General features: G+C 71.8%; 22 protein-coding genes. 9 read left to right on the forward strand and 13 right to left on the reverse strand.

Annotated features, from left to right (window positions below):
• Nucleotides 1-46: 46 nt before the first annotated feature.
• From murD to rsmH, 7 genes are read right to left on the reverse strand one after another with little or no spacing between them, the layout of a single operon-like run.
• On the reverse strand, nt 47-1,495 hold the full coding sequence (gene murD / locus ACWFR4_RS01735) for a UDP-N-acetylmuramoyl-L-alanine--D-glutamate ligase (protein WP_453462316.1): 1,449 nt from the start codon (nt 1,493-1,495) through the stop codon (nt 47-49).
• A complete protein-coding gene (gene mraY / locus ACWFR4_RS01740; protein WP_266565220.1) occupies nt 1,477-2,550 on the reverse strand; it encodes a phospho-N-acetylmuramoyl-pentapeptide-transferase in 1,074 nt (357 codons plus the stop codon). The genes murD and mraY overlap by 19 nt, the downstream gene beginning before the upstream one ends.
• Nucleotides 2,547-3,959: a UDP-N-acetylmuramoyl-tripeptide--D-alanyl-D-alanine ligase gene (locus tag ACWFR4_RS01745; RefSeq protein ID WP_453462313.1), complete on the reverse strand. Its 1,413-nt coding sequence runs from the start codon at nt 3,957-3,959 to the stop codon at nt 2,547-2,549. Before ACWFR4_RS01745 ends, mraY begins: the two co-directional genes overlap by 4 nt.
• 4 nt (nt 3,960-3,963) lie before the next feature.
• A complete protein-coding gene (locus ACWFR4_RS01750) occupies nt 3,964-5,628 on the reverse strand; it encodes a UDP-N-acetylmuramoyl-L-alanyl-D-glutamate--2,6-diaminopimelate ligase (protein ID WP_453650232.1) in 1,665 nt (554 codons plus the stop codon).
• Nucleotides 5,629-5,659: 31 nt separating this feature from the next.
• On the reverse strand, nt 5,660-7,630 hold the full coding sequence (locus ACWFR4_RS01755; RefSeq protein WP_453462307.1) for a peptidoglycan D,D-transpeptidase FtsI family protein: 1,971 nt from the start codon (nt 7,628-7,630) through the stop codon (nt 5,660-5,662).
• Nucleotides 7,631-7,634: 4 nt separating this feature from the next.
• Entirely contained in the window at nt 7,635-8,159 is a 525-nt protein-coding gene (locus ACWFR4_RS01760) for a hypothetical protein (RefSeq protein ID WP_453462304.1), read from the reverse strand.
• A 25-nt stretch (nt 8,160-8,184) separates the two neighbouring features.
• Nucleotides 8,185-9,144 (reverse strand): 16S rRNA (cytosine(1402)-N(4))-methyltransferase RsmH, encoded by a 960-nt coding sequence (gene rsmH / locus ACWFR4_RS01765; protein ID WP_453462301.1) that lies wholly within the window; start codon nt 9,142-9,144, stop codon nt 8,185-8,187.
• A 255-nt stretch (nt 9,145-9,399) separates the two neighbouring features.
• Here rsmH and ACWFR4_RS01770 point away from each other — a divergent pair, with 255 nt between their 5' ends.
• From ACWFR4_RS01770 to ACWFR4_RS01785, 4 genes are all read left to right on the forward strand, one after another.
• The gene (locus tag ACWFR4_RS01770; RefSeq protein ID WP_453462298.1) at nt 9,400-10,011 is read left to right on the forward strand and encodes a beta-class carbonic anhydrase; all 612 of its coding nucleotides are present in this window, start codon (nt 9,400-9,402) and stop codon (nt 10,009-10,011) included.
• Nucleotides 10,012-10,229: 218 nt separating this feature from the next.
• Complete coding sequence (locus ACWFR4_RS01775) at nt 10,230-11,249, forward strand: AAA family ATPase (protein WP_266740123.1); 1,020 nt, start codon at nt 10,230-10,232, stop codon at nt 11,247-11,249.
• The gene (locus ACWFR4_RS01780) at nt 11,249-12,598 is read left to right on the forward strand and encodes a DUF58 domain-containing protein (protein ID WP_453462295.1); all 1,350 of its coding nucleotides are present in this window, start codon (nt 11,249-11,251) and stop codon (nt 12,596-12,598) included. The genes ACWFR4_RS01775 and ACWFR4_RS01780 overlap by 1 nt, the downstream gene beginning before the upstream one ends.
• A 34-nt stretch (nt 12,599-12,632) precedes the next feature.
• On the forward strand, nt 12,633-15,050 hold the full coding sequence (locus ACWFR4_RS01785) for a transglutaminase TgpA family protein (RefSeq protein ID WP_453650234.1): 2,418 nt from the start codon (nt 12,633-12,635) through the stop codon (nt 15,048-15,050).
• Between the two features lie 184 nt (nt 15,051-15,234).
• On the opposite strand, the gene ACWFR4_RS01790 is transcribed toward ACWFR4_RS01785, so the two are convergent.
• The 3 genes from ACWFR4_RS01790 to ACWFR4_RS01800 all read right to left on the reverse strand — a co-directional run bounded on the left by ACWFR4_RS01790 (nt 15,235) and on the right by ACWFR4_RS01800 (nt 17,381).
• Nucleotides 15,235-15,654 (reverse strand): DUF3040 domain-containing protein, encoded by a 420-nt coding sequence (locus ACWFR4_RS01790; RefSeq protein ID WP_266565201.1) that lies wholly within the window; start codon nt 15,652-15,654, stop codon nt 15,235-15,237.
• Between the two features lie 273 nt (nt 15,655-15,927).
• Complete coding sequence (locus ACWFR4_RS01795) at nt 15,928-16,698, reverse strand: methyltransferase (protein WP_453462290.1); 771 nt, start codon at nt 16,696-16,698, stop codon at nt 15,928-15,930.
• 128 nt (nt 16,699-16,826) lie between these two features.
• A complete protein-coding gene (locus tag ACWFR4_RS01800; RefSeq protein ID WP_453462287.1) occupies nt 16,827-17,381 on the reverse strand; it encodes an SAV_6107 family HEPN domain-containing protein in 555 nt (184 codons plus the stop codon).
• Between the two features lie 160 nt (nt 17,382-17,541).
• Here ACWFR4_RS01800 and ACWFR4_RS01805 point away from each other — a divergent pair, with 160 nt between their 5' ends.
• From ACWFR4_RS01805 to ACWFR4_RS01825, 5 genes are all read left to right on the forward strand, one after another.
• Nucleotides 17,542-18,360 (forward strand): ATP-binding cassette domain-containing protein, encoded by an 819-nt coding sequence (locus ACWFR4_RS01805; RefSeq protein ID WP_453650236.1) that lies wholly within the window; start codon nt 17,542-17,544, stop codon nt 18,358-18,360.
• Nucleotides 18,332-20,416: a YhgE/Pip family protein gene (locus ACWFR4_RS01810; RefSeq protein ID WP_453462281.1), complete on the forward strand. Its 2,085-nt coding sequence runs from the start codon at nt 18,332-18,334 to the stop codon at nt 20,414-20,416. Before ACWFR4_RS01805 ends, ACWFR4_RS01810 begins: the two co-directional genes overlap by 29 nt.
• Nucleotides 20,417-20,451: 35 nt before the next feature.
• Entirely contained in the window at nt 20,452-21,060 is a 609-nt protein-coding gene (locus ACWFR4_RS01815) for a TetR/AcrR family transcriptional regulator (RefSeq protein WP_100592205.1), read from the forward strand.
• A gap of 362 nt (nt 21,061-21,422) precedes the next feature.
• Nucleotides 21,423-22,037 carry a DUF4126 domain-containing protein gene (locus ACWFR4_RS01820; RefSeq protein ID WP_453462278.1) on the forward strand — a complete coding sequence of 205 codons (615 nt, stop codon included), beginning with the start codon at nt 21,423-21,425 and terminating at the stop codon, nt 22,035-22,037.
• A gap of 59 nt (nt 22,038-22,096) precedes the next feature.
• Nucleotides 22,097-23,596: a phytoene desaturase family protein gene (locus ACWFR4_RS01825; RefSeq protein ID WP_453650238.1), complete on the forward strand. Its 1,500-nt coding sequence runs from the start codon at nt 22,097-22,099 to the stop codon at nt 23,594-23,596.
• A 19-nt stretch (nt 23,597-23,615) separates the two neighbouring features.
• Here the strand turns inward: ACWFR4_RS01825 and ACWFR4_RS01830 are convergent, their stop codons facing one another.
• The 3 genes from ACWFR4_RS01830 to thiE all read right to left on the reverse strand — a co-directional run bounded on the left by ACWFR4_RS01830 (nt 23,616) and on the right by thiE (nt 26,163).
• Entirely contained in the window at nt 23,616-24,461 is an 846-nt protein-coding gene (locus tag ACWFR4_RS01830) for a hypothetical protein (RefSeq protein ID WP_453462272.1), read from the reverse strand.
• A gap of 47 nt (nt 24,462-24,508) precedes the next feature.
• Nucleotides 24,509-25,429, reverse strand: a complete 921-nt coding sequence (gene metF, locus ACWFR4_RS01835; RefSeq protein WP_453462269.1) for a methylenetetrahydrofolate reductase [NAD(P)H] — start codon at nt 25,427-25,429, stop codon at nt 24,509-24,511.
• An 86-nt stretch (nt 25,430-25,515) separates the two neighbouring features.
• Nucleotides 25,516-26,163: a thiamine phosphate synthase gene (gene thiE, locus ACWFR4_RS01840; RefSeq protein WP_453650632.1), complete on the reverse strand. Its 648-nt coding sequence runs from the start codon at nt 26,161-26,163 to the stop codon at nt 25,516-25,518.
• Between the last annotated feature and the right edge of the window lie 145 nt (nt 26,164-26,308).

The raw sequence follows: 26,308 nt of genomic DNA on the forward strand, positions 1-26,308 counted from the left end.
CCCCTCCCGAGGGTGCCCGGCGCCACCGGGCACCCGAAGGCCCCCGTCAGACGCTCGTGGAGCCGAGTTCGCGGACCGCTTCCGCGAACGCGTCGCCACGCTTGTTGTAGTTGGTGAACATGTCCATCGACGCACAGGCCGGGGCCATCAGCACGGTGTCCCCCGGCCGGGCGAGCCGCGCGGCCTCCTGGACCGCCTGCGACATCGCCCCAGTGTCGGTCCGGTCGAGGTCGACCACCGGGACTTCAGGGGCGTGTCGCGCGAGGGCTTCCCGGATCAGCGCGCGGTCCTGACCGAACAGGACGGCCCCGCGAAGTCGCTTCGCCGACTTGGTGACGAGCTCGTCGAAGGTCGCGCCCTTGGCGAGCCCTCCGGCGATCCACACGATCGACTCGTAGGCGGCCAAGGAGGCTTCCGCGGCATGGGTGTTGGTCGCCTTGGAGTCGTCGATGTACGCGACTCCGTCGACGTCGGCGACGTGCGCGATGCGGTGCGCGTCGGGCGTGAACGCTCGCAGTCCGTCGCGTACGGCGGCGGGCTCGACGCCGAAGGCGCGCGCGAGGGCGGCGGCCGCGAGGGCGTTGGCGATGTTGTGCGGGGCCGGCGGGTTGACGTCCGCGACCTCGGCGAGCTCCTGGGCGTTCTTGTGCCGGTTGTCGACGAAGGCCCGGTCGACCAGGATGCCGTCCACGACGCCCAGTTGAGAGGGGCCGGGCGTGCCGAGGGTGAAGCCGATCGCGCGGCAGCCCTCCTCGACGTCGGCCTCGCGGACCAGGTCTTCGGTGGACGGCTTGTCGGTGGCATCGACGTTGTAGACGCAGGCGACCTGATTGCCCTCGTAGATAAGGCCCTTGTCGGCGGCGTACGCCTCCATGGAGCCGTGCCAGTCGAGGTGGTCGGGCGCGAGGTTGAGGACCGCCGCGGAGTGGGCGCGCAGCGAGGGCGCCCAGTGCAGCTGGTACGAGGAGAGCTCGACGGCGAACACGTCGTAAGCGTCGTCGCCTTCGAGTACGACGTCGATGATCGGCGTACCGATGTTGCCGACGGCCGCCGTGCGCAGGCCCGCCGCCTCCAGGATCGACGCGAGCATCTGCGTGGTGGTGGTCTTGCCGTTGGTGCCCGTGACGGCGAGCCAGGGGGCGGCGCCGGGGCCGCGCAGGCGCCAGGCGATCTCCACGTCCCCGACGACGTCCACGCCCGCCTTTGCCGCAGCCGCGAAGAGCGGGGACGAGGGCTTCCAGCCCGGTGACGTGACGACGAGTTCGGTGCCGCCGGGGAGCGTCTCGGCGTCCCCGAGGCGGGCCGCCACGCCGAGCTGCGCGAGCTCGGCCGCCCTGGCGCGGTGCGTCTCGCTGTCGCCGCCGTCCACGACCGTGACCGACGCGCCGAGGCCGGCCAGGGCGCGGGCGGCACTGATGCCGCTCACGCCGAGACCGGCGACGGTGACTCGCTTGTTCTGCCAGTCGGACGCAGTGGTCACTTGTCGGCTGCCCATCCCGCGTAGAAGAGGCCGAGTCCGACGATCACGCACATGCCCTGGATGATCCAGAAGCGGACCACCACAAGGACTTCGGACCAGCCCTTGAGTTCGAAGTGGTGTTGCAGTGGCGCCATGCGGAAGACGCGCTTGCCGGTGAGCCGGAAGGAGCCGACCTGGATGACCACGGACATCGTGATCAGGACGAACAGGCCGCCGAGCAGGGCGAGCAGGAACTCCGTGCGGGAGCAGATGGCCAGACCCGCGAGGGCGCCGCCGAGCGCGAGGGAGCCGGTGTCACCCATGAAGATCTTCGCGGGCGAGGTGTTCCACCACAGGAAGCCGAAGCAGGCGCCCATCAGGGCCGATGCGACGACCGCCAGGTCGAGTGGGTCTCTGACCTCGAAACAGGCGGCGGGGTTGGTGAGGGTCTGCGCGTTGGCGCAGGACTCCTGGAACTGCCAGACACCGATGAAGGTGTACGCGCCGAAGACCATCACGGAGGCGCCGGTGGCGAGGCCGTCGAGGCCGTCCGTGAGGTTCACGCCGTTCGACATCGCGAGGATCATGAACAGCGCCCAGACCACGAACAGGACCGGGCCGATCGTCCAGCCGAAGTCCTGCACGAAGGAGAGCTTCGTGGAGGCCGGGGTGTTGCCGCGGTTGTCGGCGAACTGGAGCGAGAGCACCGCGAAGGCGATGCCGACGGTCAGCTGTCCGGCCATCTTCGCCTTGGCCCGTAGGCCGAGCGAGCGGCGCTTGACGATCTTGATGTAGTCGTCGAGGAAGCCGACCAGGCCCATGCCGCCCATCAGGCCGAGCACCAGCAGGCCCGACAGGGTCGGCGCGGCGCCGGTGATGACCTTGCTCATGAAGTACGCGATGAACGTCGCCAGGATGAAGGCGATACCACCCATCGTCGGAGTACCGCGCTTGGCATGGTGCTCGCGCGGGCCGTCGTCACGGATGTACTGGCCATAGCCCTTGCGCGCAAGGAGCTTGATCAGCAGGGGCGTCCCGATCAGGGTCAGGAAGAGCCCGATCACACCCGCGAAGAGGATCTGCTTCATCATCGGGCAGCAACCTCGCCCACGTTGTCGCCGTCGACGGCGAGCAGCGCCTGCGCGACGCTCTCCAGGCCCACCGACCTGGAGGCCTTCACGAGCACGACGTCACCCGGGCGCAGCTCGCTGCGCAACAGGTCGACAGCCGCCTGTGCGTCGGACACGTGCACCGACTCCTCACCCCACGAACCCTCGTTATAGGCGCCCAGTTGCAGCCAGGACGCTTCCCTGCCCCCGACTGCCACGAGCTTGCTGACGTTGAGCCGGACGGCAAGCCGTCCGACCGCGTCGTGCTCGGCCAGCGCCTCGTCCCCGAGCTCGGCCATATGACCGAGCACCGCCCATGTACGGCGCCCTCTGCCCATCGCTGCGAGCGCTCGCAGAGCGGCTCGCATGGACTCGGGGTTCGCGTTGTAGGCGTCGTTGACGACTGTCACGCCGTCCGGGCGCTCGGTGACCTCCATACGCCAGCGGGACAGTGTGCCCGCCTCGGAGAGCGCGAGGGCGATCTCCTCCACGGACATGCCAAGGTCATGGGCGACGGCGGCCGCGGCGAGCGCGTTCGACACGTGGTGCTCACCGTACAGGCGCAAGGTCACGTCGCTGCACCCGGAGGGTGTGCGAAGGCTGAAGGAAGGCTGTCCGTTCTCCGTGAGACGGACATTCTCGGCGCGCACGTCGGCGTCGGCGGCCTCTCCGAAGAGCAGCACCCTCGCCTTCGTCCGGGAGGCCATCGCGCGGACCAGGGGGTCGTCGGCGTTGAGGACCGCGGTGCCGTCGGCCGGCAGGCTCTCGACCAGCTCGCCCTTGGCCTCGGCGATCTGCTCGCGGCCGCCGAACTCGCCGATGTGCGCGGTGCCGACGTTGAGGACGACGCCGATCCTCGGCGGGGTCAGGCCGGTGAGGTACCGGATGTGGCCCTTGCCGCGCGCGCCCATCTCCAGGACGAGGTAGCGGGTGTCGTCGGTGGCGCTCAGCGCGGTCAGCGGCAGGCCGATCTCGTTGTTGAACGAGCCCGGCGTGAAGACCGTGGGCGCCTTGCGGCGCAGGACCTGGGCGATCAGGTCCTTGGTGCTGGTCTTGCCGGCGGAGCCGGTGAGCGCGACGAGGGTGGCGCCGAGCCGTTCGACGACGGTGCGCGCCAGCGCGCCGAGGGCGGCCTGCACGTCGTCGACAACGATGGCGGGCACCCCGACCGGGCGCGAGGCGAGTACGGCGGCGGCTCCGGCGTCCACCACGGCGGCCGCGTAGTCGTGGCCGTCGACGCGTTCGCCGACGAAGGCGGCGAACAGGCTGCCGTCCGTGACCTTCCGGGAGTCGATGACGACCGGTCCGGTCACCTGGACCGACGGATCCGGTATGTCGTACGTCTGCCCGCCGACGACTGTGGCGATCTCGGCGAGGGAGAGGGCGATCACAACTTCATCCCTGGGTTTGCTGGATAGCTTCGCGAAGCACCAGGCGGTCGTCGAAGGGACGCACCACCCCGGCGATGTCCTGGCCCTGCTCGTGGCCCTTGCCCGCGACGAGGACGGTGTCGCCCGGCTGTGCGCGGGCGACCACGGCGGCGATGGCCGCCGCCCTGTCCTCGAAGACCTGCACCTCGGCGCGCTCGTGGGCCGGCACCTCGGCGGCGCCGGCGAGCATCGTGGCGAGGATCGCGAGGGGGTCCTCGGAGCGGGGGTTGTCCGATGTCAGTACGGCGGTGTCGGCGAGCCGGGCGGCGGCGGCGCCCATCGGCATCCGCTTGGTGGTGTCACGGTCGCCGCCGCAGCCGAGCACGATGTGCAGCTTGTTCTCGGTGACCTTGCGCAGCGCGCGCAGCACGGACTCGACGGCGTCGGTCTTGTGCGCGTAGTCGACGACGGCGAGGTAGGACTGGCCTGCGTCGACGCGCTCCAGGCGGCCGGGGACGCCCGGCACGGCGGCGACACCGTCCGCGGCCTGCTGCGGGTCGATGCCCGCGACGGCGAGCGCGACGATCGCGGCGAGCGCGTTGGCCACGTTGAACGGCCCGGCCAGCGGGGACTTGGCGATGATCCGCTCGCCCTTGGGGCCGACGGCCACGAAGGCGGAGTCGAACGGGCCGACCTCGACGTCCTCGGCGCGCCAGTCGGCGTCCGGGTGGCCCTCGGCGGAGAAGGTCACGACGGGCACTTCGGACTCGTCGATGAGCCGGCGGCCGTACTCGTCGTCGAAGTTCACGACACCCTGTTTGCTGCGTGCGCGCGTGAACAGCTGCGCCTTGGCCCGGAAGTAGTCCTCCATGTCGGAGTGGAACTCCATGTGCTCCGGGCTGAGGTTGTTGAAGACCGCCACGTCGAAGACGCAGCCGTCGACCCGGCCGAGCACCAGGGCGTGGCTGGAGACCTCCATCGCGACCGCGTCCACACCGCGCTCGCGCATCACCGCGAACAGCGCCTGGAGGTCGGTGGCTTCGGGAGTGGTGCGCTCCGACTTGATGCGCTCGTCGCCGATGCGCATCTCGACGGTGCCGATGAGTCCGGTGCTGTGCATCGTGCGCAGCCCGCCCTCGATGAGGTAGGCCGTCGTGGTCTTGCCGGACGTGCCCGTGATGCCGATCTGGAGCAGGTCGCGGCCGGGGTGGCCGTAGATCGTGGCCGCCAGCTCTCCCATCCGGCCGCGCGGGTTCTCCACGACGAGGGCCGGCAGACCGGCCGCCGCGACGCGTTCGGCGCCCGACGGGTCGGTGAGGGCGGCGACGGCGCCGAGGCTCGCGGCCTGGGCGGCGAAGTCGGCGCCGTGGAAGCGGGCGCCGGGCAGGGCCGCGTAGATGTCGCCGGGGCGCACGGCGCGCGAGTCGTGCGTGATGCCGGTGCTCCGCGTCGACGCCGAGGGCTCATCGGGCGCGGGGACACCCAGCTGATCTGCGAGATCGGCAAGTCGTGTCGCGGTGACCTGCACCGGTCGCGGCGGTCCCGGATATGTCACGGGAACGCCCTTCTGGGTGTTTTGGGACTGATCAGCGTGTGGCACGGCGGTGAGCGTACCGGGCTCACCCCCCATGGAGCGAAGCGAGGGGCGTGGCGCGGGCTGGTTCCCGGGGTCCGGGGTGATCGTTGTCACGGGCTGTACCTGGTCACTCTCGGGGCTCGGATCAGGGCTGGTAGCTGACGGGCAGCCGGGCGGGCTCGGCGCCGGTGGGCGGCACCTGGAGCGTCTTGAGGGCGAACTCCATGACCTGCTTGTAGATGGGGCCACAGATCTGGCCGCCGAAGTAGCTGCCCTTGGTGGCGTTCTGGATCGCGCAGTAGACGGTGACGCGCGGCTTGTCGGCGGGCGCGAAACCGGCGAACGACGACGTGTACCCCTTATACCTGCCGGTGGCCGGATCTACTCGGTTGGCGGTGCCGGTCTTGCCGGCGACGCGGTAGCCGGGGATGCGCGCCTTGGCGCCGGTGCCCTCCTCGTCGTCCACGACGGACTCGAGCATCTGCGCGACCGTCTTGGCCGTCTTCGCGCTGACGACCCGGTTCTCCTTGGGCCTTGGGGCCGGCGTGAACCTGCCGTCGGGTCCCTTGGTGCCGCGTACGAGGGTGGGCTCCACGCGTACGCCGCCGTTGGCGATGGTCGAGTAGACGGAGGCCGCCTGCATCGCGTTGATGGAGAAACCCTGGCCGAAAGGGATCGTGTACTGCTGCGAGGTCGACCACTTGTCGGCGGGGGCCAGGATGCCCGGGGTCTCGCCCGGGAAGTCGAGCCCGGTGGGGCTGCCGATGCCGAACTTGCGCAGGTACGACGAGAGCACCTGGTTGGCCTGGGGCTGGGTCTTGCCGAGCTGGCCCGCCGCCAGGATGGTGCCGATGTTGCTGGACTTGGCGAGCACGCCGTTCAGCGTGAGGTGCCAGGTGGGGTGGTCGATGTCGTCCTGGAAGAGCCGGTCGCCGCGGTGCAGCCGGTTGGGCACCGTGACATGTGTGTCGGGGGTGGCCGCGTTCTCCTCGATGACGGCGGCCATCGACATGACCTTCGCGGTGGAGCCGGGCTCGTACGCGTCCTGGAGCGCGGCGTTGCCCATGGCGGTGGAGTTGGCCTGCGAGAGGTCGTTGGGGTCGAAGCCGGGTGCGTTGGCCATCGCCAGGACCTCACCGGTCCGGGTGTCCTGCACCATCACGTAGCCGCGGTCCGCGCCGGACTTCTTCACCTGGTCGGTGATGGCCTTCTGCGCGGCCCACTGGATGTCGCGGTCGATGGTGAGCTCGATCTCCGAACCGGGCACGGCGGGCTGCTCGTTGCTGCCGGCCGTGGGGACCTGCCGGCCGCCGGACTGGGCGTACTTGATCTTGCCGGGCTTGCCCGCCAGATCCTTGTTCAGCTGCTGCTCGATACCGCCGCCGCCCTTGCCGTCGGCGTTGACCCAGCCCAGTATCCCGGCGGCCAGATCGCCGTTCGGGTACACGCGCTTGCTGCTGGGGTCGGCGAAGACTCCGGCGATGACGCTCGCCGACTTCTCCCGGTCCGCCTTCTCGGAGAGCGTGCTCTTGAGGTCCTTGATCTGCTTCCAGACCTGGGGGGTCTGGCGGCGGGCCAGGAGGACGTAGCGCGTCCTTGGGGTCCGCAGCTTCTTCGCGACCACGTCGGCGTCCGTGCCGAGGATCGGGGCGAGGAGCGCCGCGGCCTGCTCGGGCGCGTCCCGCGGCACCACCGGGGCCGTGGAGTTCTTGGCGGCCGCCGTGTCCGCCGGCCGGAACATCGTGGGGTCGGCCGTGATGTCGTACGCGTCCACGCTGGTGGCGAGCGCGACCCCGCTGCGGTCCGTGATCCCGCCGCGCTCGGCCGCGAGGACGTGTTCGACGTACCGGTGCTGTTCGGCCTTGGCCGCGTACGCGCTGGCGTCGACGGCCTGCACCTGGAGCAGGCGTACGACGAAGGCGATCAGGACGAGGGTGAGGCCGAGGCTGACCATGCGCAGCCGGGGGCGCGGGCTGCCGAGGCGCAGGGCGGCGGACGCCTTGACGGGGGCGGGACGCGGGCGCCTGGCGCCGGGGTTCGGGCGCCGGGAGGCGGCGGGGCGGCCGTTCCTCGCGGGGGCTGGGACCCGGCGTCGCGGGGGCTCCCTGTCGGTCATTCCGTCACCTGCCGGAGGTCGAGGGCGCGGGTTTCACCTGCGAGGACGTGGGATTCGGCGTGGCCTTGGGGGTCGCGGACGGGGTCGGCGAGGGGCTCGGATTCGTGCCCGCGGCCTCGGGCGGAGGCGGCGCGGGCCGCCACAGCGTGGAGGGGGCGGCCGCCGCGCCGGGGACGCCGCGCACGGTGCCGTCGGGATTGAGGAAGGCCGGGTCGCCGCCGGGGACCATGCCGAGCTCACGGGCGCGGCGCTGCAGGGCGTCGGGGGCCGCGTAGGCGTCGACATCACGCTGGAGCGCCTGCTCGTCGTCGGTGAGGTCCGTCGTCTGCTTCTTGAGGTCGTTCAGCCTGAACGACCCTTCGTTGAGCGCCGAGTTCAGCATCAGGAGCGTGATCAGCCCGCCGCCGAGCAACAGCACGACGAGGAGCACGAACGGTGTGCGGGCCGCCCGGCCGGCGCCCGCGGATCCCGAGGGCAGCAGCCGCGCGAGTCGCGCGGCCCTCCCCCGCAGTTCGCGCCTGGGACTCATCGACCCCTCCTCGCGCGCCCGGAACTCACCCGGCGACCTCCTCGCGGATGCGCTGCGCACCCCGCAGCCGCGCCGGGGCCGCCCGGCGGTTCTCGGCGACCTCTTCCTCCGTGGGGAGTTCGGCGCCGCGCGTGAGCAGCTTGAGCCGTGGCTGGTAGCGCTCGGGGACGACCGGGAGTCCGGGCGGCGCGGTCGTCGCGGCGCCGGCCGCGAACACCTGCTTCACGAGCCGGTCCTCGAGCGAGTGGTACGACAGGACGGCGATACGTCCCCCGACGGCGAGCGCCTGGACGGCGGCCGGAACGGCCCGCTCCAGGACGCTGAGCTCGCCGTTCACCTCGATGCGCAGGGCCTGGAAGGTGCGCTTGGCGGGGTTGCCGCCGGTGCGCTTGGCGGCCTGCGGCAGCGCGTCGCGGATCAGCTCCACGAGCCGGGCGCTGTTGCTGAACGGCTCCTTCTCGCGCTCGCGCACGACCGCCGAGACGATCCGCTTGGCCTGCTTCTCCTCGCCGTACGCGCGCAGGATCCGCACCAGTTCGCCCGGGGGGTACGTGTTGAGGACCTCGGCGGCGCTCATTCCGGTCGTCTGGTCCATACGCATGTCGAGCGGCGCGTCCTGCGCGTAGGCGAAGCCGCGGTCGGCCTCGTCGAGCTGCATGGAGGAGACGCCCAGGTCGAAGAGGACGCCCTGCACGCGCGGGATGCCGAGCCGGTCGAGGACCTCGGGAAGCTCGTCGTAGACGGCGTGCACGAGGGTGGCGCGGTCGCCGAACGGGGCGAGGCGCTCACCGGAGAGGCGCAGGGCCTCCTTGTCACGGTCGAGACCGACGAGGCGGCAGGAGGGGAACGTGGAGAGAAGGGCCTCGCTGTGTCCGCCGAGGCCGAGCGTGCAGTCGACGACGACCGCGCCCGGCTCGGCGAGGGCCGGGGCCAACAGGTCCAGGCAGCGCTGGAGCATCACCGGGACATGTCGGGTCTGGCTCAAGGGGCCCTCTCAGTTCCGGCGCGGCGCCCACACACCGCCTGGGTGCCCGTCGCGCACGTGGTGAAGAGTCCGGTGAAGTGCCGGGATCTTCGGTGTTTCCTGGGGTTTCCGCGTCACTTTAGTCCACGGTGTCGCCCGGTCAATCAACCGGCCTGCGCGTCGCGCGCCGCCTCTTCGCGATGCCTCGGACCAGGAGAAATCACCCGTACGGGCGAGCCGACGCCGCCCCTGTGGGTTACCTCACAACAAGCCGCGATGGCGTTCTTTGTCCGCTCTCACAGCGGGCTTGTCCCTGGAGTGACCATTACCGTCATAGCTATGACGACTTCCGCATCCCTCCCTGCTGAGTCCGAAAGCGCCATACCTGCCGACGGCACCGTGACCGACCGCCTCGTCGAGGCGAACCAGCGATACGCCGCGGCGTTCGCCGACCCGGGTATGGACGCCCGTCCCGTTCTGCAGGTGGCCGTGGTGGCCTGCATGGACGCGCGGCTCGACCTGCACGCCGCCCTGGGCCTCGAGCTGGGCGACTGCCACACCATCCGCAACGCGGGCGGCGTCGTCACCGACGACGTCATCCGCTCGCTGACCATCAGCCAGCGGGCGCTCGGCACCCGCAGCGTGGTGCTGATCCACCACTCGGGCTGCGGCCTGGAAGGCCTCTCCGAGGACTTCCGGCACGACCTGGAGATGGAGGTCGGCCAGCGCCCGACCTGGGCCGTCGAGGGGTTCCGCGATGTCGACCAGGACGTGCGCCAGTCCATCCAGAAGGTGCGCACCTCGCCCTTCCTGCTGCACACCGACGACGTACGCGGCTTTGTCTTCGACGTGAAGTCGGGCCTGCTGCGGGAGATCCGGCCCAACTGAGCCACGGACTCGACCAAGCTCTTAAAAGGTCGTAAGCCCCGACATATCGCGGCCAGTTATCCACAGTCGAGTGACACGAACCGGTAACGGCAACAAGAATGCGGTGAGGCACCTCGCGCGGGGAGACGGAACTGCTCGCGCGTGGTGTCCGTGTTTCGGGGTGGGCCGGTCCGCAGCCAAGAGCGTCGGCCCGGAAAGTACGGGCCGAGGAGGGCCGGGTGACGACCTATGACGATCGAGCGAGCCTCACTGATCTGACCACCACTGTGGAGCGAGTCCGCAGGTCGGTGGAGGGTGTGATCGAGGGCAAGCCGGAGGTCGTACGGCTTTCGCTGACGGTGCTCCTGGCCGAGGGGCACCTGCTCATCGAGGATGTACCGGGCGTCGGCAAGACCATGCTGGCGAAGGCGCTCGCCAAGTCCATCGACTGCTCGGTGCGTCGCATCCAGTTCACGCCCGACCTGCTGCCGTCGGACATCACCGGTGTCTCCATCTGGGACCAGCAGCGCCGGGACTTCGAGTTCAAGCCCGGCGCGATCTTCGCGCAGATCGTGATCGGCGACGAGATCAACCGCGCGTCCCCCAAGACGCAGTCGGCGCTCCTGGAGTCCATGGAGGAGCGCCAGGTCACCATCGACGGGCAGACGTACGAGCTGCCCAGCCCCTTCATGGTGGTCGCCACGCAGAACCCGGTCGAGATGGAGGGCACGTACCCGCTGCCCGAGGCGCAGCGCGACCGCTTCATGGCCCGGGTGTCGATCGGCTACCCGAGCCCGGAGGCCGAGCTGCAGATGCTCGACATCCACGGCGGGGCCTCCCCGCTGGACGACCTCCAGCCGGTGGCGCACGCGCACGACATCGTGAAGCTCGTCGACGCCGTCCGCTCGGTCCACGTGGCCGACTCGGTGCGGCGGTACGCGGTCGACCTGGTCGCCGCCACGCGCAGCCACCCCGACCTCAGACTCGGCGCCTCGCCGCGCGCCACGCTGCATCTGCTGCGGGCGGCGAAGGCATCCGCGGCGCTGAGCGGGCGTGAGTACGCGCTGCCCGACGACGTGCAGGCGCTCGCCGTGCAGGTCCTCGCGCACCGCCTGCTGCCCACGGCGCAGGCCCAGCTGAACCGGCGCACGTCCGAGCAGGTGGTCCTGGAGATCCTCCAGCACACGTCGGTCCCGGCCGCCTCGGGCCACGGGTCCCCGATGTACGGACAGCAGCCGCCCGGCGCCCGGAGGCCGTGATGGCCGACGGGGGAGGCTTCGGGGGTGACGACGACAAGGGCGGCCTTCGGGTCGCGCTCTCGGGGCTGACCACCCGCGGACGTTCGTTCCTGGCCGCCGGGGTGGCGGCGGCGATCTGCGCGTACGTCCTGGGGCAGAGCGATCTGCTCCGGGTCGGGCTGCTGCTCGCCGTGCTGCCGCTGGTCTGCGCGTTCGTGCTCTACCGCACGCGCTACCGGGTCGCGGGCAGCCGGCGGCTGTCCCCCGCGCGCGTGCCCGCGGGCAGCGAGGCCCGCGTCCATCTCCGCATGGACAACGTCTCGCGGCTGCCCACGGGCCTGCTCATGCTCCAGGACCGGGTGCCGTACGTGCTCGGGCCGCGCCCCCGCTTCGTCCTGGACCGGGTGGAGGCGGGCGGCCGCCGCGAGGTGTCGTACCGCGTGCGCTCGGACCTGCGGGGCCGCTATCCGCTCGGCCCGCTCCAGCTGCGCCTGACGGACCCGTTCGGCCTGTGCGAGCTGTCGCGCTCCTTCTCCACGTACGACACCCTCACGGTCATCCCGCGCGTGGAGCCGCTGCCCGCGGTGCGGCTGACCGGCGAGGCCAAGGGGTACGGCGACGGGCGGAACCGCTCGCTGGCCCTGGCCGGCGAGGACGACGTGATCCCGCGCGGGTACCGCTACGGGGACGACCTGCGCCGTGTGCACTGGCGCTCGACCGCACGCTACGGCGAGCTGATGGTGCGCCGCGAGGAGCAGCCGCAGCGGGCCCGCTGCACGGTGCTCCTCGACACCCGGCGCCTCGCCTTCCAGGGCACGGGCCCCGACTCGGCCTTCGAGTGGGCGGTGTCGGGCACGGCGTCGACGCTGTTCCACATGCTTGAACGGGGCTTCTCCGTACGCCTGTTGACCGATACGGGCAATTCGGTGCCGGGCGAGGGGGCCGACGGGTTCGCGGGCGCCAGCCAGGAGTCTGCGGACGCGGCCGGACTGATGATGGACACGCTCGCCGTCGTCGACCACTCGGACGGCTCGGGGCTCTCGCGCGCGTACGACGTGCTGCGCGGGGGGAACGAGGGGCTGCTGGTGGCCTTCTTCGGCGATCTCGACGAGGAGCAGACCGCGGTCGCCGCCAGGATGCGGCAGCGCAGCGGCGGCGCCGTCGCCTTCGTGCTCGACAGCGAGACCTGGACACGCGGCGCCCCTTCGGAGCGCTGCGAGGAACGGCTGCGGATGCTGCGCGAGGCGGGCTGGTCGGCCCTCCCGGTCCCGCCCGGCACCCCCCTGATCGATCTGTGGCGCGACGCCGACCGGCACCGTGCGTCCACCGGCGCGGAGAGCGGACCGGCGGTGACGGGGTGGGGTTCTTGATCATGCGTGATGTCACCGGGGGAAGGGCGCAGTCATGAGTGGAGGCGCTCGGCTGACGCTGTGTGCCACGGCGGCCACGTTCATGGCGGCGTGTGCCCTGCTGCCGCTGGTCGATCTGGCGACCTGGATCTTCCAGGCCGCGTTCCTGCTGGTCGTCCAGGCCGGGGTGGGGGCACTGACCCGGCGCGTGCCTCTCGCGCGGACGCTCACGGTGGCCGTACAGGCGCTCGTGACGCTGATGCTGCTCACCCTGCTGTTCGCGAACGCGCAGGCGATCGGCGGTGTGCTGCCGGGCCCGGAGGCGTTCCGTCACTTCGGGGAGCTGCTCCAGGCAGGGGGCGACGACGTGGGACGGTTCGCGATCCCCGCGCCGCTGTCCGACGGAATCCGGCTGATGCTGGTGGGCGGCGTCCTGGTGATCGGCCTCGCGGTGGACGCGCTCGCGGTGACATTCCGCAGCGCGGCGCCCGCCGGGCTGCCGCTGCTCGCCCTGTACTCGGTCGCCGCGGGCCTCTCCCAGGGCTCCGCCGACTGGCTGTGGTTCCTGCTCGCCGCCGGCGGCTATCTGATGCTGCTCCTCGCCGAGGGCCGGGACCGGCTCTCGCAGTGGGGGCGCGTCTTCGGCGGCACGGCCCGCTCACCGGGCCGCGCGGGCGGCGCGGCCGAGAGCACGGCCGATGCCGTGGCCCCGGTCCGCACGGGCCGCCGCATCGGCGCGCTCGCGCTCGGCATCGCCCTGGTGGTACCGCTCGCCCTGCCCGCGCTCGACGGCGGCCTGCTCGGCCCGACGGGTACGGGCGCGGGCGTGGGCTCCGGGGGCGGCGGCACCATCTCCGCCGTGAACCCCCTGGTCTCCCTCCAGAACAGCCTGAACCAGCCCGAGGACCGGGAGGTGATGTCGTACCGCACGAACTCGAAGGACACCCAGGACCTCTATCTGCGGATCGTCTCCCTCGACGAGTTCGACGGGACGACCTGGCGGCCCGCCAAGCGCAGCATCATCGACGTGCCCTCGCCGTTCCCGAGCCCCCGCGGCCTCGGCGCGGACGTCCGCAGGACGGAGATCCGCACGAACATCGCGGCGGCCGGCTGGTACGCCCAGGACTGGCTGCCGCTCCCCTACCCGGCGACGAAGGTCGACATCTCGGGACGCTGGCGGTACGAGCCGGTGGGCCGGACCCTCGTCGGCGACCACAACCAGACCACGCGTGGCAAGAAGTACGGCGTCGAGAGCCTGATCGTGCAGCCGACGGCGGAGCAGCTGGCGAACGCTCCCGCGGCGCCGAGCGAGCTGCGGCGGGAGTTCACCAAGGTGCCGTCGTCGCTGCCGGCGATCGTCGAGAAGACGGCGCTGCGCGTCACCGAGGGCGCGGCGAACGACTACCAGCGGGCCGTGAAACTCCAGGACTACTTCGCCGTGAGCGGCGGCTTCACGTACAACACGGAGGTCCAGGCCGGCAGCGGCTCCTCGGCCATCGCCCGTTTCCTGAAGGACAAGGAGGGCTTCTGCGTCCACTTCTCCTTCTCGATGGCAGCGATGGCCAGGACCCTGGGGATCCCGGCGCGGGTGGCGGTGGGCTTCACGCCGGGCTCTCCGCAGGCGGACGGCCGGATGTCGGTCGGCCTGCGGGACGCGCACGCGTGGCCGGAGCTGTACTTCGAGGGCGTGGGCTGGACGCGCTTCGAGCCGACGCCGAACCGCGGCACGGCGCCCGAGTACACCCGTGACGACACCCCGGCGGGCAACCCGAGCAACCCGGCGGCGCCCAGCGAGGCCGCCTCGTCCCAGCCGTCGGCAGGGCAGCCTTCCGCGTCGGACAACTGCCCGGCGGCCGAGCGGAAGCTGGAAGGCTGCTCGAACACGGCGCCCGCGGTGATCGGCGCGTCCGGCGGCGACGGCCCGCCCTTCGGCACGATCGCCCTCGTCGCGCTCGGCGTGCTGTTGGTGGTGCTCGTGCCGCTGCTGCCGATGCTGTGGCGGCGGCGGGTACGGGCCGTGCGGCTCGGCTCGTCCGGCCGCACGGACGAAGACGCGGCGGCCCGCACCCTCGCGGTGTGGCTGGAAGTGACCGATACGGCGTGGGACCACGGCATCGCACCGGACGAGTCACAGACGCCACGGAAGGCTGCCGCACGGATCGTTCGCGTCGGAGAGCTCGATCAGGTGGCCGCGGACTCCGTGCATCGGGTGGCGGCCGCGGTGGAACAGGTGCTCTACGCGCCGAGGCCGCAGCCGACGGCGGGTCTCGCGGACGATGTGCGCCGCCTTGAGCAGGGCCTGCACGCCAAGGCGAGCCGCTCGGCCCGGCTGCGGGCGACGCTCGCACCGCGCTCGGCTGTTCGAGTGGCGTGGAGCCTTTCGCAGCGCTGGGCGGAGCTCGGCTCCCGCTGGACGGCCCGGAAGTCGACGCTTCTGCGGCGGGTGCGGCGGCCTTCCGGCCAGGAGGGCTGACAGGAGGGCTGCGGGGGCAACGCCACTCGCGCGCAAGCGGACAAGCCGGCCCGCCCCTACGCCGGTCCACGGATACACCAGCAAGCGGATACGCCTGAGGGGTGACCACCCGAGTGGTCACCCCTCAGCTACATCTGTTCCCTGGAGGACTTCTGATCCCGTGAGGACCGCGTCCGGCGGGGGCTCAGCGGCCGCCCTGGCCGCCCTGTTCGTCTCGGCGCCGCTGCCAGCGCTTCTCGATCCGGTCCATCATCGACCGGTGCTTCTTGCCCTGTCGCCGTGCGGCCGGCGGCGCCCCTGGCGCTGCTCCGGCAGCCGGCTGTTCACCGGGCTTGGGCGCTTTGCGCCATGCGGTCATGGCAAGGACCGCGCAGCCCAGCATGACGAGGAACCCCACCACGCTGATCCAGATCTGCTTTGCGACCATTCCGGCCATGAGGAGCGCGATACCCACCAGGAATCCGGCGACTGCCTGGTAGACCCGACGTCGGGTGTACGTACGCAGCCCGCTTCCCTCAAGCGCTGTCGCGAACTTGGGATCTTCGGCGTACAGCGCTCGCTCCATCTGCTCGAGCATTCGCTGCTCGTGCTCCGAGAGCGGCACGGAGTCCTCCTCATCGTGCAGTCGCCGGGGCGACCGGGGGTCCCCTTCAGGATAGGCAGGGAATCGCCCCCGTGAAACCCGCCCCTCTACGCCAACTTCGCCAACCAGGACCACCACGCGCTCCGGCTCGCTGAGGCGTTAATGCCCCGGCGGCCGTCCCGTCATGCCGGACCGTCTCCCTCGATCATACGGCGCCCGGCGCAGAAGCGGGGGGCCTGTGGCGTACTCCATCCGCCGCTGCGCCCCTGATCAGCGGCGCGTCACCGGGGGCACTCAGACCTCCGGGGTCCCCTTCTTCTCGCCGAGGACGTGCAGCTGCGTGGCGACGGAGTGGAAGGCGGGCAGCTCGGCGGCCGCGGCCTCCAGCTTGAGGAGCTCCTGGAGGGCGCCCGTTTCGGTGTCCACGAGGACGCCCGGCACGAGGTCGGCGAAGACCCGTACGCCGTGCACCGCGCCGACCTCGACGCCCGCGGATGCGACGAGTTGGGTGAGCTGCTCGGCACTGAAGCGGCGCGGCACGGGGTCACCGTCGCCCCAGCGGCCCGCCGGGTCACCGAGGGCCTGCCTGGCCTCCTTGAAGTGCCCGGCGAGTGCCCGGGCGAGCACGGCGCCGCCGAGTCCCGCGGCGAGCAGGCTGAGGACGCCGGAGGACCGCAGGGCGCCCACCGCGTTGCGTACGCCCTCGGCCGGGTCGTCGACGTACTCCAGGACGCCGTGGCACAGGACCGCGTCGTATCCGTCGCGCTCGACGACGTCGAAGAGACCGGATACGTCGCCCTGCACCCCGCGCACCCGGTCGGCCACGCCGGCCTCGGCCGCGCGGCGCTCGAGCGCGAAGAGCGCGTTCGGACTGGGGTCGACGACGGTGACGCGGTGGCCGAGGCCTGCCACGGGCACCGCGAAGTTACCGCTGCCGCCTCCGGTGTCGAGCACGTCGAGCGACTCGCGCCCCGTGGCCTTGACGCGACGGTCGAGGGCGTCCTTGAGAACGTCCCAGACCACGGCGGTACGGAGAGAAGCGCGGGGGCGCATCGGGTCCGACACGACAGGTGACTCCTCGGCGCGGCTCCGGCTCATGGGCTGCGGAGCGATGGGGGTTCCTCCCCCACCGGCACGGCGATGGGTGGAGGGTTCGGGCGCCTCCACCCTATTGCCTCGTGAGAGCTGTCCGGTCACCCCACGTCGGGCACCTCCCGGCCTGCCGCCGGGGCCTCGTCCTGCGCCCTGGGCTGGGGCAGTACGGGCTGGAGCAGCAGCATCCTCTCGACGAGGCGCAGGAACATCGCGACGTCGCGGAGCAGGTCGTCCGCGTCACGGGTGCCGGCCGCCCCCTGGATGCCCGCTTCGGCGCGCGCCCTGCGGGCGGCGCCGGAGGCGAACAGGGCGCTCCACTCGGTCAGTTCGGGTGCGATCTCGGGGAGCACTTCCCAGGCGCTCCGTATCCGGGCACGGCTTCGTGGCGTGGGTTCGGGGCGGCCGCGGGCGGCGAGTACGGCGGCCGCGGTGCGCAGGGCGGCGAGGTGGGCCGTGGCGTACCGCTCGTTGGGTGTCTCGAGGAGGGCCGCCTCGTCGAGTCCCGTGCGCGCCTGGGCGAGCAGGTCGAGTGCGGCGGGAGGGGCTGTCGCCCGGCGGAGTACGGGGTGGACGTCGGCGGCGGGTCCGGTCAGCGAGGGTGCAGGGCCGGTGGCGCGGGGCCGGCGTGCGGCTGCTGCTGAATGTCCAGCCATGACGAACCTCCTGTCGTCTGTGTGACGGCTCAGTGGCCGTATGTGCCCATCGTGGAGTACGCCACTGACAATCAGCCCTGACCTGCGCCTTTGCTTCGAGCGACAGTTCGGGCTAGCTTTTGCACTGACCAGTCAGTTCAAAAAAAGTGGGGGCCCGACCATGGACGGTCCGAACGCGGTCGCCGTCAGAGCCGAGGGGTTCGGGCTCAAGGGCCCGCGCGGCTGGGCGTTCCGCGGGGTGGACATCGACGCGGAGCCCGGGGCGCTCGTCGCCGTCGAGGGGCCGTCCGGGTCGGGCCGCACCTGCCTGCTGCTCGCCCTCACCGGACGCATGCGGCCCACCGAGGGCACCGCGTCCGTCGGCCCCTTCCCGCTGCCGAAGCAGCTGTCCGCCGTCCGCCGGATCAGCGCTCTCGCCCATGTGCCCGGGGTCACCGACCTCGATCCCGCGCTGACGGTCGCGGAGCATCTGCGCGAACGGGCGCTGCTCCAGCGGCGGTTCGACGGTTCTCTGCGGGCGCTGCTGCGGCCCCGGGCCGAGCGGGCGGCCGCATCGCGGCTGCGGATCGACACCGCGCTGGCCGCCGCGGGTCTCGACCGGGAGTCCCTGCCGAAGGGCACCCGTACCGCCGTGCGCGACCTGGAGCGGATCGAGGCGCTCCGGCTGTCCGTGGCCCTCGCGCTGATCGGGCGGCCGCGGCTGCTCGGCGTCGACGACACCGACCTGAAGCTCTCGGACGCCGAACGGGCGGAGGTCTGGGACCTGTTGAGCTCCGTCGCCAAGTCCGGCACGACGGTCGTGGCGGTGTGCAGCGAGGCGCCGAAGGACGCGGTCGTCGTATCGACGGCCCCCGCCGAGAAGGCCGCGAACACCGAGAACACTGCGAACACTGCGAACGCCGAGAAGGCCACGCAGGACGAGACCGACAAGAACAAGAAGGAGACGGCGGATGCGCTCGCCGAAGCTGGCCGCGCTTGAGCTCAGGCGCTTCGGCAGGGGGAAGCTGCCGCGCGCCGCGCTCGCCGCGCTCCTGTTGCTGCCCCTGTTGTACGGCGCCCTGTACCTGTGGTCGTTCTGGGACCCGTACGGGCGTCTCGACAAGATTCCCGTCGCGCTCGTCAACGACGACAAGGGTGCGCGGGCCGCCGGCCAGAAGATCGTGGCGGGCGACGACATCACCGAGGGGCTGCACGACAGCAAGACCTTCGAGTGGCACGAGGTGAGTGCGGCGCAGGCCCGCAAGGGCGTCGAGGACGGGACGTACTACCTGTCGCTGACGATGCCCGCGGACTTCAGCGAGCGCATCGCGTCCAGTTCCGGGGACACCCCGGAGACCGGCGCCCTTCAGGTGCGGACGAACGACGCCAACAACTACATCGTCGGGCAGATCTCGCGGACGGTGTTCTCCGAGGTGCGTTCGGCTGCGTCCACCAACGCGTCGCGCTCCTTCCTCGACCGGATCTTCATCTCCTTCTCCGACATCCACGACGCGACCAAGAAGGCCGCGAAGGGGGCCGACCAGCTCAAGGGCGGTATCGGCAGGGCGAAGAAGGGGTCCAAGGACCTGGCGGACGGTCTGAAGGACGCCAAGAAGGGCAGCGGTGACCTGGCCGGCGGGATCAAGAAGCTGAACAAGGGCGCAGGGGATCTGGAGTCCGGCTCGAAGCAGGTCTCCGACGGCACCCAGCTCCTCGCCGACAAGGTCAACGGCGTCGCCGGGCAGGTGCGGCCGTTCCTGAAGGACAACAAGAAGGCGATCGGCGACACCGCCCGGCTCGTCGCCGACTCCGCGAAGGGCATCCGGCACAACCTCGACGTCCTGGTGAAGACGGCGCCGACGGCCGCCAAGGGCGCGCACGCGGGATCCGACGTCCTGGACGGGGTCTACAAGGCGCGCTGCGAGACGCTGCCGCTGCCCGACCCGGCCTGCCCCGACCTGAAGAAAGCCAAGGTGGCCGCGGCCGACGTGGCGAAGGTCGCCGACGACCTGAACGTCCTGATCGAGGACGACCACGGCGACCTGGACACCCTCGACCGCCATCTCGCCACGCTCCAGCGGCAGTCCGAGGCGCTGGCCAAGCACGCCCCGACGCTCGACCAGGACGTGGCCACCGCCGTCTCGAAGATCAACGCGCTCAACAAGGGCGCGGGTCAGGTCGCCAGGGGCGCCAAGCAACTGCACACCGGGCTCGGCACGGCGAAGACGGGCTCGGCGGACCTCGACACGGGCGTCGGCAAGCTGAAGGTGGGCGCGAGCGACCTCAACGGCGGCATGTTCAAGCTGGCCGACGGCTCCGGAGAGCTGGCCGGCGGGCTGCACGACGGGGTGAAGCAGATCCCCGACTACGACAAGAAGGACCGCGACCGGCGCACCGGTGTCATGTCCGACCCGGTCCAGCTCGCCTCGCAGTCCCTGCACAAGGCGCCCAACTACGGAACCGGGTTCGCCCCGTACTTCATCCCGCTGTCCCTGTGGGTCGGCGCGATGGTGGCCTACATGCTGATCCAGCCGCTCAACCGGCGCGCACTCGCCGCGGGCGCCTCCGCCTGGCGGATCGCGCTGGCGGGCTGGCTGCCCGTGGCCGCGCTCGGGGTGCTCCAGGTGGCCGCACTGATGTCCGTGCTGCACTGGGCGCTGGGGCTCCAGATGGTCAGGCCGGCCGGAACGGTCGGCTTCCTGTTCCTCGTCACGGCGTGCTTCGCCGCGATCGTGCAGTGGCTGAACGCCCGCTTCGGAGCGGCGGGACGGATCCTCGTACTCGCCGTCCTGATGCTCCAGTTGACGTCGGCGGGCGGCACGTATCCCGTGCAGACGAGCCCCGGCTTCTTCAACGCTATCCACCCCTTCCTGCCGATGACCTACGTCGTCGAGGCGCTGCGGAGACTGATCTCGGGCGGTGGCCTCGGACCTGTGTGGCAGGCGTGTGCCGTGCTCGCCGCGTTCACGGCCGGCGCGCTGGCCCTGACCGCGCTCAGCGCCCGCGGCAAGCAGGTGTGGACACTCGACCGGCTGCACCCCGAACTGAGTCTGTGAGCGCGCCCACACCTCCGCCTGTGAGAATCAGGGGTATGGAAAGCAGCACACGGCGCCAGGCCACCCGGCAGAAGCTGTACGAGGCCGCGGTCACGCTCATCGCGGAGCAGGGGTTCTCGGCCACCACGGTCGACGAGATCGCCGAGCGCGCCGGGGTCGCGAAAGGCACGGTCTACTACAACTTCGCCAGCAAGTCGGTCCTCTTCGAGGAGCTGCTCCGGCACGGAGTCGGGCTTCTCACCGCCTCACTGCGGGAGGCGTCGGAGAAGACGGCCGCGAGCGGCGGCAGCAAGATCGACGCCCTCGACGCGATGATCCGGGCCGGCCTCGTCTTCATCGACCGCTATCCGGCCTTCACCCAGCTCTACGTGGCCGAGCTGTGGCGCACCAACCGCGCCTGGCAGTCCACGCTCGCGGTGGTCCGGCAGGAGGCCGTCGCCGTCGTGGAGGACGTTCTGCGGGACGCGGTCGAGGGTGGTGAGCTGAGCGAGGAGATCGACATCCCGCTGACGGCGGCCGCGCTGGTCGGCATGGTCCTCGTGGCCGCCCTGGACTGGCAGGCCTTCCAGCCGGAGCGCTCCCTGGACGATGTCCACGCGGCGCTGTCCCGGCTGCTCCAGGGGCGCGTGACCGGCGGCCGCTGACCGCCCCCGGACGCAAAGCGGAGACAACAGGGCGCCGGTCCGGCGCGGCCCGAACTGTCAGGCCTCACCGGACCGGCGCGTCCCCCGTCGTCCCCCGTGTTCCCCCATGAGCCCGTCGGTCGTGCGGGCCCCCGTAGCTCGCCCCCGCCGTGGCGGGAGGAGCGGCCAAGGGGGCGAAGCGCTGTTCCGCCGCCCCGTGTCGGCGGTACCGGCGCCGCGCCCCCTTCCGTGTCTCCAGTCTCCCGTCCGCGCAGGTCGGGCCCCATCCGCGCAGCTACTCATCTCACGCACTAGGTACGGATACTCAGGCCTGGGTGCTCAGGCCCACGCCGGGGACTTCCCGACTGGTTACGATCACGTCCGTGTCCGTACTCCCCCTGGTCTTCACCAGCGGCTGGGCGAGCGGGATCAACGCGTACGCGGTGGTCCTCCTCCTCGGCGTCTTCGGCGCGACCGGGCTGACCGACGAAGTCCCCGAGTCGCTCCAGCGCACCGATGTGCTCATCGCCGCCGGGGTGCTGTTCCTGTGCGAGGCCGTCGCCGACAAGATCCCTTACGTGGACTCGCTCTGGGACACCGCACACACGGTGATCCGGCCGGTGTCGGGCGCCGTCGTCGGGGCTCTGCTCGCGGGCCAGAGCGGGTCGCTGTCCGACCTGGCCGCCGGCGCGGTCGGCGGGTCGACGGCGCTGGCCAGCCACGCCGTGAAGGCCGGGACCCGGATGGCGATCAACACCTCGCCCGAGCCGTTCAGCAACATCGCGGTGAGCTCGGCCGAGGACCTCGGGGTCGCCGGAATCATCACGTTCGCCATATTCCATCCCGAAGCGGCCGCGATCATCGCCGCCGTCCTGCTCTTCCTCGGGCTGCTCATGCTGTACTTCCTGATCTCGCGGATCCGGCGCTTCCTGCGGCGCCGGGCGCAGCGGCGCGAGGAGAAGCGCATCGCCCACCGGACCGGGGCGCCGCCGGGCTGATCCGGCCCCCGGCCGGGCTGTCGGCGGGGGTGTCGGTGGGGGCGGATAAAGTCGCCGTCATGGCACGGATTGCGGTGATCGGCGCCGGGATGGGCGCGATGGCGGCCGCTGCCCGGCTGGCCGTGGCAGGCCACCGGGTGGCGGTGTACGAGCGCGCGTCGACGTACGGCGGGGCGCTCGGCGGCTTCGCCCGGGGCGGCTTCTCGTTCGACACGGGCCCCGGGCTGCTCCAACTGCCCGCGGTCTACCGGGACTTGTTCATCAAGACGGGCAAGCAACCGCTGGAGGACGCGGTCGAGCTGACCCAGGTGGAGCCCGCCGTGCGGCATGTCTTCGCGGACGGCACGGCGGTGGACCTGCCGAACGCGCGGCGCGCGGGCATCGCCGACGCCCTGGACGCGGCGCTCGGCGAGGGGTCGGGGGCGCACTGGTCGGCGTTCATGAACCGGGCGCGTGAGGCCTGGGACCGTACCCGGCGCCCGCTCCTCGAAGAGCCCCTGTGGCCGAACTGGCGGATCCTCGCGGACCGCGAGCCGTACCCCGCGGTGGTCCGCCGCCGGATGCTGCGCAAGGACCTGTCGGCGACGACGCTCTCCGAGGTAGCCGCTCTCGAGCTGGGCGGGGACCCGCGGCTCGTAGCGCTCCTCGAGCAGTACGCGCTCGCGTCCGGCCTCGATCCGCGTACGGCCCCGGCGAGCGCGGCCGTGCTGCCGTACATGGAGCAGACCTTCGGCACCTGGGCGGTGCGCGGCGGGATGCGGGAGCTGGCGCGGGCCGTGTACGAGCGCTGTCTTCAGCGGAAGGTCGCGTTCGAGTTCGACGCGCCGGTGGCGCGGATCGTGGAGAAGGACGGCCGGGCGGCGGGCGTGGAGCTGGCCGAAGGCCGGGTCGTGGAGGCCGACTTCGTGGTCGCCGGTGTGGCGCCGGGCGTCCTTGACGAGCTGCTGCCAGGGCGGGCGCTCAGGGCCGAGGACTCGGTGGCACCGCAGTCGGCGCTGCCGAGCCGGCTGACGGTGTTCCTGGCGCTGCGCGGCGCTCGTCCCGGTGACGCCCCGCACCGGACGGTCGTGCACGCCGCGGACCGGGAAGCCGAGCTGGCCTCGCTGTTCGGCGGAGGCACGGCGGTGGCGGAGCGGCCCACGGTCACGGTGCTTCGTCCCGACGACGCCTCGGTGGTGCCGGACCCGGACCATGAAGCGGTGACCCTGGTGGTCACGGTGGCGCGCGGCGCGCGCGTGACGGACGCGGACGTGGAGCGGGTCATCGACGCCGCCGGGCAGGCGGTCCCCGGGCTGCGCGACCGTCTGCTGTGGCACGAGGTCCGCACCCCGTCGGATGTCGCCGACACGACGGGCGCGGACGGCGGTTCGGTGCCCGCACCGGCCCTGGCAGCGGCCTCCGGCCGGCTCCTGCACCCGTCGAACGGCACGCTCGTTCCGGGCCTGTTCGCCGTCGGCGGCTGGTCGCACCCGGGCGGCGGGCTGCCGCACGCGGGGATGTCGGGCGCTCTGGCGGCCGGGCTGATCGTGGAGGGCCCGGACTTCCGCGGCTCGCAGTGACGGGCGGCGCCCGCCGGATTCAGTAGCGGTACTGCTGCTGCTCGTTGTAGCCGGAGCCGCCGTCGTAACCGCCCTGGCCGTTCTGCTCGTACGGGTAGGGCTGCTCCGGGGGCAGTTCGCCGCCGTACTGCTGGTGCTGGTCGTCGCCGGTGCGCTGCTGGGGCACCCAGACCCCGCCGGGCGGCGTCTCCATGCCGTAGCCGCCCGCCGCGTACGGGTCGCCGTACTGCTGTCCCGTGCCGTACGCGTCGTCGTACTGGGGCTGCGCCGGGTAGGTCTGCGTCCCGATGTACGGGTCGGAGTAGGCGGCGTACTGCTGCTGGCCGTTGTCGTAGCCGTACTGCTGCTGGTCGTAGCCCGCGTACGCGTCGTAGGCGTAGCCCTGCGCGGCGGAGTCCGTCTGTGCGGCGGCCGGGGTGTAGACGCCGTACTGGCCGGTGTCGTCGGGCATCGGCTGCGGCGCGTAGACCGACGTCACCTCGGCTGCGGACTCGGGTTCCGGGGCGCCGGGGGCGTCCGGGGCGGCGGACTCGTACTCCAGGTCGGAGACCTCGAGGGTCGGGTCCTGGTGGACGGGCTCCTTCAGCTTGCGCCGCTTGCTCGCGCCGGGGTTCCCGCCGAGCGCCCAGCCCGTGGAGAAGCCCTTGCGGAACGACAGCGTCACGTACGTCTGGCCGACGGCGAACGTGATGGCGCCGATCCCGATGACGATCACCGACGGAATCAGCACACCGAGGACGACGCCCACGAACCCGACGAAGGCGAGCAGCCGGTAACGCAGCCGCGCCTTGTACTGGAGCAGTACCTCACCGAGCAGCCACAACGCGACGATTCCGAACGCGATGTAGAGGACCGTCCAGCCCATGTACGCCCCTCTCGTACGGCCGCCGCCCCTGGTGGAATACGGCCGGGTCAGGCCCGCTGGTCGTGCAGGCCCAGATTCTCGTAGATCTCCAGTGTCGCCGTGGAGTTGTTGAGCGTGATGAAGTGCAGACCCGGAACGCCCTCGTCCAGCAACTTCGCGCAGAACTCCGTCGCGAACTCGATGCCAATGGAGCGTACAGCCGCCGGATCGTCTTTGGCTGTGAGGATGCGCTCTTTCAGGGCGGGCGGGAACGTGGCGTTGCTGAGCTGCGGCAGCCGCTCCAGCATGCGCACGCTTGTGACCGGCATGATCTCCGGGATGACGGGGGTGTCGCAACCCGCCGCCGCGACCCGGTCGCGCAGCCGCAGGTATTCCTCCGGGTAGAAGAACATCTGAGTGATCGCGTAGTCCGCGCCCGCCCGGCACTTGTCCACGAAGTGGCGTACGTCGGAGTCCCAGTCCTCGGACCGCGGGTGCATCGCGGGGAAGGCCGCGACGCCGACGCAGAAGTCGCCCGACTCCTTGATGAGCCGGACCAGTTCGGCGGCGTAGGTCAGGCCCTCGGGGTGCGCGACCCAGTCGGCCATGGGGTCGCCGGGCGGGTCTCCGCGCACGGCGAGGATGTTCCTGATGCCGGCGTCCGCGTACTGGCCGATGATGTTGCGCAGCTCGGCCACGGAGTGGTCGACGGCCGTGAGGTGGGCGACCGGGGTCAGGGTCGTGTCGGCGACGATCTGTTCCGTCTCGCGGACCGTGCCGGCGCGGGTGGAACCGCCGGCCCCGTACGTCACGGAGACGAAGTCGGGCGCGACGGCCTCGACCCGGCGCAGTGCGTTCCAGAGGTTCCGCTCACCCTTCGGGGTCTTCGGCGCCGAGAACTCGAACGAGAAGGTCGTCTTGCCGGTCGCGAGCATGTCGCGCACGGTGCGTGCGCGATCAGTCCTGGTGGAAGAGGTGCCAAGGGCCATATCGGCAGGTTAGCCACGGGAGCGCCCTGTCCCTAATCCCCGTCCACCCTACGGACACACCTCTTGGCGGAGCGCGTCCGGGCGGGTCAGGCCGTACGCAGCCGCTTCGCGAAATCGGCCGCGGCCGCGCCCGGGTCGTCCGCCTCGGTGATGGCGCGGACGACGACGACGCGGCGGGCGCCCGCTTCGAGCACCTCGTCCAGGTTCCCCGCGTCGATGCCGCCGATCGCGAACCAGGGGCGGTCCGTGCCGAGCGAGGCCGTGTAACGCACCAGGTCGAGGCCGGGCGCATACCGGCCGGGCTTGGTGGGGGTCGGCCAGCAGGGGCCGGTGCAGAAGTAGTCCACGCCGTCCTGGACGGCGGCCGCGGCGGCCTCCGTGTCGGCGTGCGTGGAGCGGCCGATCAGGACGTCCTCGCCGAGGATGGCGCGGGCGGCCGCGACCGGCAGGTCGCCCTGGCCCAGGTGCAGGACGTCGGCGCCGGCGGCGTGGGCGACGTCCGCCCGGTCGTTGACCGCGAGCAGCTTGCCGTGGCGGGCGGCGGCGTCGGCGAGGACGGCCAGGTGTTCCAGCTCCTCGCCCGCCTCCATGCCCTTGTCGCGCAGCTGCACGATGTCCACGCCGTTCGCCAGGACGGCGTCGAGGAATTCGGGGAGGTCGCCCTGGCGCTTGCGGGCGTCCGTGCACAGGTACAGCCGGGCGTCGGCGAGCTGGGCGCGCTGCGTGGCGGCCATGGCCATGGGTGAGTCCCCCCGTGGTCGGTGGCGTGGGGGGGGGGGGGGGGGGGGGCCCCCCCCCCCGGGGGGGGGGGGGGGGGGGGGGGGGGGCGGGGGGGGGGGGGGGCCCAACCGGGCCCCCCGAAGGGGGCAGCGCCGCGCC

Source organism: Streptomyces sp. NPDC055140, from assembly GCF_053607285.1.